This is a genomic window from Leptospira alexanderi serovar Manhao 3 str. L 60 (assembly GCF_000243815.2).
GTDB lineage: Bacteria > Spirochaetota > Leptospiria > Leptospirales > Leptospiraceae > Leptospira > Leptospira alexanderi.
This window is the reverse complement of sequence record NZ_AHMT02000053.1, coordinates 141,222-152,500: the sequence shown is the minus strand read 5'-3', so window position 1 is coordinate 152,500 and position 11,279 is coordinate 141,222. Positions and strand designations below refer to the sequence as shown.

Genomic DNA, 11,279 nt, shown 5'->3' with positions numbered 1-11,279 from the left:
GGCACAGAAATCCAATCTGTCGGTCCTTCAGGAGTCGATTGTATGAAAATCGAAGGACTTCCAGGTCCGGAAGATCTGGCAATTGATCGGGAAGAAAAAATTCTATATGTCTCAAGTCATGAAAGAAGAATTAAGAACCGACTCGGGAAAATCTTTACGATCGATCTGAAAAATCCTTCCGTTCCAACAGAACTTTCCGTGAAATATCCGCCGGAGTTCCGACCTCACGGGATCAGTCTTCTCAAAACCAAGGACACTTACAGACTCTATGTAATTTCCCATCCAAAATTCTACGAAGTTCATACAATCGAAATCTTCGAGCGCAAAGGAAAAGAATGGTCGCATGTAGGAACTCTTACGGATCCGTTACTCACCAGCCCCAACGATCTTTTCGTAGTATCTGAAAATGAAATCTTCCTTTCCAACGATCACGGAACGGGAGGAGTCCCAAGATACCTCTGGGACGATCTGTTCGGATTCAAACGTGCGGAAATCTCGCATTACGACGGTAAAAGCTGGTCCAATCTCGGAAATCCTCTCTCTTTTGGAAACGGAATTTCATACACAAAAGATTCTCAAGGAAACGAATTCCTATATCGATCCGGATACTCGGATAAAAGCGTATTTCAATTTCCGATCCGAAGAGAACAGGGAAAGCCTGTATTGGAAAAACCCAAAAGGATTCATATCCATTCCGGTCCCGACAACCTTGAGCCGGATTCCCAGGGAAGAATTTTCGTAGTTGGCCATGGTTCCACGTATCGATTTCTAAGACACGTGAAAAATCCGAACTACCACTCTCCGACTCAGGTGTTTCGAATTTTTCCTGACGGAAATTTTCAGGAAGTGTTTGCGACTTCAGGAGATTTGATCTCAGCCGGAAGCACCGCGATTCCATTCGAGGGAAGATTGTATGTAGCGCAGGTATTCAATCCGTATATTCTAAATTGCAAATATACTAATTCAAACTAAGAGCCGTTTCAAAATCTTAAGATGTGTGAGAACTCCCAGCACGAAAAGACTGTTCGAAATCCATAAACCACCTAAGAGACGCAATCTGTGGGAACCACTGCCATTTTACTTACAGCGCCCTGCGGAAGCGATCCTTAGAGAGAGCGGCAGCACTTGAGTTTTCTGCTTTATCGGAAAGATCAAGCTGGGAACTCAGGCGTCTCACTTTTTTTGGCGCTCGATAAAACTCAACAGAACGCTTTCTAAACTCAAATCTCGCTCCCGAAGGGTCGCGAGATGGGCGCGTTCTAGATTCTGATAGGAACTGGTTTATTTTAAGATTCTATGACTGGCTTTAATAGAAAACGCAGATATCTTCGTCCTCTTATTCTCTTTATTATTTGATGTAGAGTTTGTGAATCACATCCGTATAGACGGTTCCCATTAAATCATATCCGACTGGATTCGGATGAACAAGGTCCGTTTGCGAATATAAGGGAATCGTATTTTCTCTCTCTAAAAAAACGGACTCCATATCCGCAGTTGGATAACGAGAGCTTAACCCCTTCAGATACGAATTGATCTGCAAAATATTCGCTCTATAGCCGGGTTGAGACGTAGGCGGAAGAATCGTGACTAAGATCATTGCGTTACTATGAGATTGGATTGAACTAAGGAGATTCTCGTAGTTCTTCGGAAATTGGTCGACCGGATAACCGGAAACATCGTTTGTCCCCAATTCTAAAATTAAAAGATCTTGTCGTTCAGTCAAAGCAGTTCCAATCGTCTGAAGCCAAGCGGGAACGTATCTTCCAGAAACCGAATAATCGGTAACCGTAAATCGGAAGCCAAGTTTTTCTCTCAGCCCAAAACCGTTCGATTCTTGGGATAAAGAATCTCCGACGATCCCCACTTTCAAAAGCGGGCCCGCCAAAGGCAATAAAAACGAAAGTCCGTGCTGCTCTCCTTCCTTGCCGACACACGAAATCAATAAGAAAAATAGAATATTCTGAAATTGAAAAAATCTACGAAGCCAAAAAGAATTCATTTTTTTTTCCGGAGATAAATTTCCGCCTGAGCGCGCACTAATTTTCGAGTTGTGGAAGGAGAAACGGAAACATTTTTTTTATAAAAAGAAGACGAATTTTCCTTAAGATAATTTTCCACAGTATCGTTTCGTTTCGTCCCTTCGCTGAAAACAAACGTATCGATGGAATCCAAAGTACTCGCAAACATCTCCGAAGGAACCGGAAGTTCACCCGGAATAAATTCTAAAATTTTCTGATCCGGATATCTTTCCCTTAAGTAAAAATACGGATCTGGAATCGCCTGAAGATAAACCTTCTTGGAATATCTCAGTTCGGCCGCGATTTCTTCCGAAAATTTCTTTCCGAGATCGAACTCCGGATTGATAAAGCCAACTTTTCGATACGCTAGAAACAAAACGATCAAATTACAAAATAAAAGCCCCGAACCTACGTAAATCACCCTCTTGCGATCGGACTCTTCAAACAACATTCCACCTAATGCAGAAAGCGGAAGGGTAAGATACGTCACGTAATAAAATTCGGTGGATAAAAAGAGGAATACAAGAGTTCCCAAAATCCAAACAAAAAGAAATAAAAATCGCTCCTTCAACAACCTTCGATTGATTCCGATTCCCGCCAAAAGAAAAATGTAAAATAAAATTCTAACTCCCGGATTTTCATATCCTCCGATCAAAATTTTGATCTTCGTGAGAACGGAAAACAAAGTGAAAAGCTCCTTCTTTCTTCCGAACTGCAATCCAAACTGAAACAGAAATAAATTCCAATGAGGAAGCAACCAAACGATCCAAATCGTAAGGGGAAGTATCCCTCCCACCCAAAACAAAGAAGTCGACAAAGATTTCCTTCTCCAAAGAAGATACAAGGAAGGAACCCCAAACACAGAACCGAACGGGTGAGAAAGAAAAGACAGCCCAAGAAAAATTCCGGAAAAAAAGCTTCAACTTTCCCGACAGGCCTTGGATGCTCATCCAAAGCGGTGCGAACCAAAAGGAATAAACTTGCTAATGCGAAAAACAGACAAAGCATCTCCATCCTTGCCATTGTTCCCACTCTCAAAAATAATAGGTCCGTAACGAGCAACAAACCGGCAAATAATGCGGACAACAAAGAAAATCCGATTCTAAATAAAATCCCGTAAAAAATAAAAATACAAAGCGCCGCGACTACAAGCGTGAACAAACGAAGTCCGACGATTCCCGGAAACACATACTTTATCCAAAGACCGCCGGAAAAAAATACAACGGTGGCATCCACAAAGTCGTCTCTTCCATTCCCGGAATCAAACCTTCTAAAACCCGAGTTCGAAGAGTTCCAAATTCCGCAAAGTCTTGTGAAGGGGAAAAAAATAAAACTTCGTCCGGCCAAACCGGAGGAAATTCAAGCCGATCGTTATGTAGAATCCATACGAAAAGTAATACTAGAAGAGACGACGATACCCAGAAAAGTGTTTTAGATGAAATGAAAGCGAACGTTTTCCGGGACATAAAAACCCGAGAGGCAATCCCGGATTTTAGGCGAGCGAATCGAGCGCCGAACTTTCTGTTTCGTAGACTTCAAACAGATCCAATAGTTCGACCACATCGAATACCTTTTTTACGGGAGGAGTAATACAACAAAGTTTCAACTTTCTTCCCTGCTTTTCTAATTCCCTGACCATACCGACGAAAATGCGGATTCCAGAGGACGAAATGTAAGAAATATTTTCCAGGTTGATCAAAATATCACCCTGTCCGGACTGAACATCGTCCAACAACTTCGCTTCCACTTCGTCTGAATGTCCGATATCCAGCCTTCCATTAAGCGCCACCAGAGTATGCTTACCAATTTTTTTCGTTTTAATTTCCAAAAAATGGCTTCCTTTGGGAGAATTAAACCTAAATTAAGGTTTCGAAATTCGTTTACAACTCATTTTTAAGTTCCAATATCTATAATTTCATCCAAAGAAAAATTTTTCACCGATCTGAACCTCGATTTTTTCCCAACCAATTTATAGACAGCGCGCCTCGTTTTCAATCCTAGAAATTCGCCGATAAATTGAATCGAATCCCCGCTCGAGTGAAGTCGAACGGCTATCGTTTCTCGAATTTTAGAACAATTTACTTCGATATTCGTTTTACGTTTTAATTTTTCGAAAAGTTTCTGAATCGTTTTGGGATGTAACTTTCCTTTTCTTCCCGGAAATACGTATTCCTCTGAAGTTTTACCCCGAATCGCTCCATAAAAATCCCGAAGTAAAAAAGAGGAAATTTTGAGGTAACGATCCGTTCTTCCTTGAAATCCGCAAATTCTCAATAACTTATTTTCCAAATCGACATCGCTACAACGTAAAGAAACCAGCTCTTCTGATTTTAATCCGAACATAATTAGGCATCGAATCCATACAAAATGATCGGGATTGTTTCTACTCGCGTCGATGAGGGATCTTATTTCAAAATCCGTAACAATGTCTTTAAACTCATAAATTTCCGAATTCCCTTTTTTCAGATTCATAAAAGAACCATTCCTTTCAAATTCGGTTTTATTTACCGACATCGTGGAAATAATGCCAACAAAAATTAACTTTTTTAACAAAAGTATAGAAATATTTTTAATTTGTACAACACGCTTTATGAATATTCAAAAAACTTAAAATATTCTATTTCGGAATATTCAAAAACAAATGCGAACATCAAAACATTTCTTTCTATCGGTTGACATAAAATCTGAAAATTTGCGGAACAAACCGCATATAAAGAATTATAATTGGAAATTAGTATATTTTAAAATTTGAAAATACTGCAGAAGGAAACTTCGGGAGCCTTGTTTTATTATGAGCTTATCTTAAAACCTTAAGAAAATCAGTTACAATCATTCCATAAGTTGCAATAAAACGCAGGAACTCCCACAGATTACGTCCCTTTAATAGTTCATGACCTTTCTAACAAATTTTACTATTAGAGTTGTTGAAAAATTCCATGATTCAGTTTAACAAAACCGCTTCAAAGGTCCATTTCAATAGGGCAGAAACGGATAGAAAATTAATTTTTCAACAACTCTATCATTGTTAAATCCAGTAGGAGTTCCTACATCTGAGGTTTTACTGATCTCTACATAAAGGAATACCGTCAATTTTAGCACAAATCCCCATTTAAAAGACAGAATCTTGCGCACTCTATATGTAGTGATTAGCAGAAGAAGCGAAGCTCTATTTTATTTCCACACGATTCAACTCGTCCAATTCCACTTTCCAAGATCGAACGATTTGAACCATTACGTCCAAAACCTCAGGTTCGGGCGAATCGTAGGAATCCGCGGCAAACGAATCTACGGTTTCAAATCCCTTAATTTGAATCAGGGAATTCTTTTCCATTTTCGCCCGAAACACTTCGAACTCTTCTATAGAATCTGTCGGAGAATTTTTCACATAATACGGTTTTACAATGCTTATCCTAAAACTTTCTATGGGAAGATTTTTGAGAGTCTGTAAGATCCGAAAGGACAATAAAGCCGCTTCCAACTTCATTCTTTCCTTATATTCCTTCTGTCCCAAAAACGTAAGGGCGGTATTTCCTCCCACCGCAAGTGTTACTTTTACCGTGTCCGTTTTATCTCCGGTAGGCGAAATACTCGGAGATATTTCGATTTCTTTCAAACGGTCGCCTAACAACAGAAACGACGTTTGGCGAATTTTTTCTTCAAGCGGAATCTCCCGATCGGATAATATCTTTGCAACTTGGTCTTTTACACTCGGTTTACAACCTACATTCACAATTGAAATCGAAAGAATAAAAATAAGACAAAAAAGCCTATGGATAAAATTGAAATTTGGAGAAACTTGTGTTTGTAAAGGACTTCGATTCGATGAGTTTGAAAACAATTGCCGATTCTTCATAGAAATCTCCTTTGTTTCTTTCGAAACATATCCGTTTAACCTAAGAGTCACAATCATTTTTTGCAAGCCTTTAGTCGTTTTTAAACTTAGATTTCTCAAATGATTGTTTGATTTCTTGTCAAAAGTAAATAGAGAAGTTCAATATCAAATCCATTCGCCTTTCGTCTTGTTATGTGTTCTGATAGATCACAACCGAAATGATAAAAGGTTCACGACCGACCAAGACCTATTACTTCGCTTTTATCTTGACAAGAATTTATTTCAAATGATTACGTTTTACTATGTCCTGCCTATAGTGACCCGTGAAATCTTAGCACAAATCTGCCTTTTAGGCGCAAAACTCTGACACCTTATCAACACTCAATAATCTCGATCTTAGTTGAAAAACGTTTTATTTTTAGATCATCCAATAGAAGGAACCTTTATAAATCCATCCCACTTTCCTTCAAATCACGAATTGCCGAGATTCATCTATTTTATAATCCATCGTAGAGCGATTCTCTAAAAAAAGATTCAACGTTTACTTTTTTCTGTAATTTTAATTAGGTGATTTCGTCATAAATATCAGTATGAAACCGAAAAAAATCTCAAAAGACGATCTTGAATCCCTGATAACAGGCGTCAAATCTCAATCCATTGAAGCCGTAGGCAATTACTTATATAAAGGATTTAGAATACAGATTAGCAAATACAATCTGTCCGGCGCCGAAAGGGTTCAACTTTTATACCAAAAAAGAAGAAATAACGGCCTTTGTATCGTATGCGGAACGAAAGTCTCCAAAAAGAACCCTTCTTCCGGAAAACTCTACAGACTCTGCGAACGCCATCGCAAATCAATCGATCAGAAAAAGTAATCAACTTTTTCGAAAAACCTGCAGATAATTCTTTAGTAGGAGGGTATTTTTCCCTCCGGAGCTTTATCTTGCAGGCCAAAAGATTCTTCATTTCCCTTACAGCTTGTTACAAATCTCAAACACCCCCCGTGATCCAGAACGACAAAATCAGATTCCCAATTCTGCCGAATGCGCACCGGGAAATCTTAGGGGGAATCCGTAGAGAACAACACACTCGGCTTAGGAAAAAAAATATCAAGTTTAGATACGCGTTCTTCGAGCTTTTTCAGATAAAATTTTTGATGATTTTATCCTTATCTTGGATTTCCTTTTCCGGCTCTTTGAGCTCGGAAATCGGTTCTCTTCAGGAAACTCAAGCCGAAAACCTTCTTAGAATCGCGGAAGAAGCTTATAAAGACCGAAAATTCCACAGATCCATCGAGGAAATTAAAAATTTCCTGATTCTTTATCCGACAAGCAAACTCAAATACAAGGCTTATCAGGTTCTCAAAAATAATTATTCCAGGCTCGGCCGCCCGGAAAAAGTCCTTGAAATCAATCTGCATCAATATTCTCAGGAACCGACCTCTTCCCAAGGTTTAAACGCATTTTTCGAAGTCGGTAAACTTTATCTAGAAATCGGGGAAAAGAACAAAGCGAAAGAAGTTTTCAAATCTATCTGCACTCAGTCCTTTTCCAGAGAACTCGCCGAAAAAGCATTCGTGGAACTCTCGGAATGGGATATTTTAAACGATTCAAAGACGGAAACGTCGGAATGTGGAGAAAATACTTCTTTTTTTCGAGATTCGATTCCTGAAAACCGATAATGAAAACAGTTGAATTCTGATTTTTAAAAAAAATATTAACATAACAGCATGTCCACAGGCATCTTCCAAATCGTTAATTTCCAGAAGGGCTCCTATATTATCGTAGAGGGTAAAAAAGATTCTCCTAGTTTCTTTATTATTCGGGAAGGGAAGGTAAAAATAGGCAGAGAAAACCCGGTCGTCGGCGAGGATCCAAATTCCGTTCAAGGCCCGGGGGACTTTTTCGGCGTCGTCGCCGCTATGAGCCAACACGCCCAAATCGAATCCGCAGTGGCACTCACTGACGTTTCGGTGATCGAGGTGAGTTACGATCAATTCGGAACTCTCATTCAAAGAAACACTCCGGTAGCGATGAAAATTATCCGCTATTTTTCGATGAAACTTCGCCAATTCGACCAGACAATCACACGTCTGACATTCCGCTCCGCAGTGGAAGAAGACCCGAACGAACTCTACAACATCGGTGAAAACTACTTCAATCAGAAGAACAACCATCACGCCGCTTACGCATTCCAAAAATACCTTCAATATCTTCCGAACGGTCCGTTTGCCACTCAGGCAAAACTGAAATTACAAACGATGAACCACCCGATGCAAGCTCCCACAATCGATCTTACGAAGTTCAATCGTATGTATGCGGACAACGAGATGATCTTTTGCGAGCACGAACCCGGTAGAGAACTGTATATCATTCAAAACGGTAAGGTAAAAATCACAAAAATTGTGGATAAAAACGAAGTATTACTCGCGGTTCTTCAGAATGGAGATATCTTCGGCGAAATGGCGCTTCTCGATAACAAACCGAGATCCGCTTCCGCAATCGCATGGGGCCATGTCCAACTTCTCGCGATCAACAAGGCCAACTTCGAAGGTATGGTCAAAGCTCAACCCCAACTCGCAACCCGTTTGATCACTCTTCTCTCCGAAAGAATTTGGACCGCTTACAAACAACTTGCGAACTTAATGATCAACGATCCTCAAGGTAGAATTGCAGATACTCTGTTGACTCTTGTCGAAAAAAATAGAATCAAGATCGCCCCGAAAATTTCGTATAACTTTGAAATCGGCACGAAGGATTTGATCAAAATGGTCGGTCTCTCCTACCCGAAAGACGAAAATTTGGTCCTAGATCTTTTGACTAAAAACAAATGGATCAAGCTCGATCAGGGTAAACTCAGTTGTACTGACTTAGTCGAACTGGAAAAATTGGTTCATATTTATAGAAAAAAATCTCAAATGGAAAACAAACTCAAAAAAAGAGTATAACTCGTGTTTTCAAATTTGAATGCCTCTTCCAGATTCTTCCCGGTTTCCCAATCCTAAAAAACGTTCTTCTTCCGTTTTAGAAGATAGGAATATTCGTCTCCAAAAAGCTTCCGATTGGCTTCGTAAAAAAGATCCAATCACAAAAAAACTGATCGATTCCGTCGGACCTTGTAAATTACAAACCATAGGCAACCCCTATCAAGTTTTGATTAAATCCGTTCTGGGCCAACAACTCTCCGTTAAAGTCGCCCTAACCTTTGAACGTAGATTGATCGCCTTGGCGGAAAGTAAAAAAATCCCCTCTCCGGAACAAATTCTTAGGATTCCGACCTCGGAAATGAGAAAGATCGGAGTTTCCCAAGCCAAGACCGAAACGATCCAAAGAGTCGCTGAGGCGTATTTGAATCGGGATATCACCGATTCAAAACTTCGTAAATTAGAAGATTCTGATGTTTTAAACCTTCTTTGCTCTTTTAAAGGCGTGGGACCTTGGACGGCGGAAATGGTTTTGATCTTCGCCTTGGATCGTTGGGATCATTTTTCCATCAACGATCTGATTCTTAGAAAATCGGTCGAGAAACACTACGGGATTTCCAAGGATAACAAAAAGGAAATTCAACATTTCTTAAAGAGCTATTCTCCCTTTAGAACGATCCTTTCCTGGTATCTTTGGGCGGACATTGACGGTGGCGAAGGTTGGGGCTAAAAAGGAACTTGTTCCGATACCTGAAGAGAAATCATCAAAGGGGCTTTTTCAAAAACCATCCCCTGAATATTTCCGATGGCATTGCAACATCTCTTAAGAAACAATCATTTAAAATAGAAGTACAAACTCCCCAGTCTTAATTTACACAAACGACTTTTTTTCCTCACGTTTACCTTTCTATCTCAAGTAGGATGAAGTTCCCTATTCCAAAAGAAATATATATGCAAAGTATTTATATTTTTCACATCAGTATATATAAAATGACTCAATCTAAAAAAATATGATGATTTTTTTCCTCATTTTTCTTTTTATATTCTCTCAGGCTTGTTATCCAACAGAAATAACCAACGTCTCCAACCCGGAAACTAAGGATTATTGGATACAGCTTTTACTTCGAAGAGAAGAAGAGAAAATCACTACAACCGAAATCGAAACGGAAAGCGAATTTGAAACTGAAATCTCCTCCCAAAAGCCTTTTTCTGAAAATTTAAATTCCCCAAAATTAGAATGGACTTTGTTGATCGGAACATCGAAGGCAAAAACTTACGGAGAAGGCATCGCCATAGATAACAATAACTTTATATACGTTGCCGGAGATACGGATAAAGGCGTTTATAAAGCCGAGCCGATTGGAAATCGGGATCTCATTCTTGGAAAGTATAATTCCAGAAAAAATGCAATCTGGACCAAACAAGTCGGAGTTCCAAAAACGACATTGGAGGTTAAAGACCTCGCAGTTGATCCTCATGGAAACGTGTACGTCATCGGCTATACGAAAGACAGTTTTGCAGGTCCGCTTTCGGGCGAACTAGATCTATTTCTAATCAAATTTAACTCGGACGGATCTCAGGCTTGGACAAGACAAACAGGCTGCGTAGGAAACTATAACACAAGTGCTAAAAAAATCGCCGTAGATACATTCGGAAATTCTTATATAGTTGGAAACTCCAACGGACCTTTTGGAGGAACTGAGATCGGAGCCAACGGATTTATCATCAAGTTTGATACCAACGGTAACCAAATCTGGGTCAAACAGATTTCGGTGAATAGAGCCGACGCCCCAATTTATCTGGATGGGATTACAATTGATGAGGTTAGAGATAGTATTTACGTGGTCGGCTCAGCAAGAGCAAACTTTTCAACCAATACCGTTCCCAGTATCGGATTTCTCGACCTTTTTATCCTCAAATACGACAGTAGCGGTAATCGTCAATTTTTCGCTCAACTGGGTTTCGTTTCCAGCACAACCCAAGGCTCCACTCTCAGTGTGGATCCGTCCGGAAACGTTTTTGTAGGCGGAACTAGTAATGGTAATTTTGAATCAGAAACCAAAAGCAAATCGAACTTTCGGGGACTTTTAGTTAAATACGATTCGTCAGGCGTTCAACAATGGATTCAACAACTCGGCCCGATAGGCAATCAGAGAAAACAGACCGTGATTACCGCAATTACAACCGATGCAAACGGGAATGTTTTTACAACAGGCTATAGCAGTGAATACGCCACTGACGATACGAACACATCGATAAGCAGGAACGATCTATTTTTGGCCAAATTCAATTCTTCCGGACAAATCGGATGGACACGACAGATCGGAACTTCCAAAAGCTCGATATTCAGTACCGGAATCGGACTCGACTTCGAAGGAAATCTCTATTGTTCCGGATATACGAGCCAAAGCATGAATCAAATTCCCAGAAAGGGAATTTATGATCTATTCCTCCTGAAATTCAAATAACTCTTTTGCTCCGATTCGATTTCTTTTCTGTTCAAAAA

At 39.8% G+C, this 11,279-nt stretch carries 10 protein-coding genes and 1 pseudogene (1 of these 11 only partly in view); 6 read left to right on the top strand and 5 right to left on the bottom strand.

Annotated elements, in window-relative coordinates; translation table 11 throughout:
• Nucleotides 1–972 carry the 3' portion of an SMP-30/gluconolactonase/LRE family protein gene (locus LEP1GSC062_RS18555; RefSeq protein ID WP_039942623.1) on the top strand. Its footprint begins 105 nt before the window's first position, so 972 of the gene's 1,077 nt are visible here — the last part of the coding sequence; its start codon lies off the left edge, out of view; it ends in the stop codon at nucleotides 970–972.
• 376 nt (nucleotides 973–1,348) lie between these two features.
• Here LEP1GSC062_RS18555 and LEP1GSC062_RS18550 read toward each other — a convergent pair whose 3' ends face one another.
• From LEP1GSC062_RS18550 to LEP1GSC062_RS18530, 5 genes and pseudogenes are all read right to left on the bottom strand, one after another.
• On the bottom strand, nucleotides 1,349–1,999 hold the full coding sequence (locus tag LEP1GSC062_RS18550) for an SGNH/GDSL hydrolase family protein (protein ID WP_010576724.1): 651 nt from the start codon (nucleotides 1,997–1,999) through the stop codon (nucleotides 1,349–1,351).
• Nucleotides 1,996–3,484: pseudogene (locus tag LEP1GSC062_RS18545) on the bottom strand (ArnT family glycosyltransferase). Before LEP1GSC062_RS18545 ends, LEP1GSC062_RS18550 begins: the two are co-directional and overlap by 4 nt.
• A 26-nt stretch (nucleotides 3,485–3,510) precedes the next feature.
• Nucleotides 3,511–3,846, bottom strand: coding sequence for an STAS domain-containing protein (locus LEP1GSC062_RS18540; protein ID WP_000404111.1), 336 nt, complete (start codon nucleotides 3,844–3,846; stop codon nucleotides 3,511–3,513).
• Nucleotides 3,847–3,911: 65 nt separating this feature from the next.
• The gene (locus tag LEP1GSC062_RS18535; RefSeq protein ID WP_020985145.1) at nucleotides 3,912–4,490 is read right to left on the bottom strand and encodes a tyrosine-type recombinase/integrase; all 579 of its coding nucleotides are present in this window, start codon (nucleotides 4,488–4,490) and stop codon (nucleotides 3,912–3,914) included.
• 694 nt (nucleotides 4,491–5,184) lie between these two features.
• A complete protein-coding gene (locus LEP1GSC062_RS18530) occupies nucleotides 5,185–5,871 on the bottom strand; it encodes a hypothetical protein (protein ID WP_039942681.1) in 687 nt (228 codons plus the stop codon).
• Nucleotides 5,872–6,440: 569 nt separating this feature from the next.
• Between LEP1GSC062_RS18530 and LEP1GSC062_RS18525 the strand changes: the two genes are divergently transcribed.
• From LEP1GSC062_RS18525 to LEP1GSC062_RS18505, 5 genes are all read left to right on the top strand, one after another.
• Nucleotides 6,441–6,725 carry an LIC10235 family protein gene (locus LEP1GSC062_RS18525; protein ID WP_002620102.1) on the top strand — a complete coding sequence of 95 codons (285 nt, stop codon included), beginning with the start codon at nucleotides 6,441–6,443 and terminating at the stop codon, nucleotides 6,723–6,725.
• A gap of 281 nt (nucleotides 6,726–7,006) precedes the next feature.
• Complete coding sequence (locus tag LEP1GSC062_RS18520) at nucleotides 7,007–7,531, top strand: tetratricopeptide repeat protein (RefSeq protein WP_004495977.1); 525 nt, start codon at nucleotides 7,007–7,009, stop codon at nucleotides 7,529–7,531.
• Between the two features lie 48 nt (nucleotides 7,532–7,579).
• Nucleotides 7,580–8,797, top strand: a complete 1,218-nt coding sequence (locus LEP1GSC062_RS18515) for a cyclic nucleotide-binding domain-containing protein (protein ID WP_010576721.1) — start codon at nucleotides 7,580–7,582, stop codon at nucleotides 8,795–8,797.
• Between the two features lie 19 nt (nucleotides 8,798–8,816).
• On the top strand, nucleotides 8,817–9,503 hold the full coding sequence (locus LEP1GSC062_RS18510; protein WP_010576720.1) for a DNA-3-methyladenine glycosylase family protein: 687 nt from the start codon (nucleotides 8,817–8,819) through the stop codon (nucleotides 9,501–9,503).
• A 283-nt stretch (nucleotides 9,504–9,786) separates the two neighbouring features.
• Nucleotides 9,787–11,241 carry an SBBP repeat beta-propeller lipoprotein, LipL53 family gene (locus LEP1GSC062_RS18505; RefSeq protein ID WP_020985161.1) on the top strand — a complete coding sequence of 485 codons (1,455 nt, stop codon included), beginning with the start codon at nucleotides 9,787–9,789 and terminating at the stop codon, nucleotides 11,239–11,241.
• The last annotated feature ends 38 nt before the right edge of the window (nucleotides 11,242–11,279 follow it).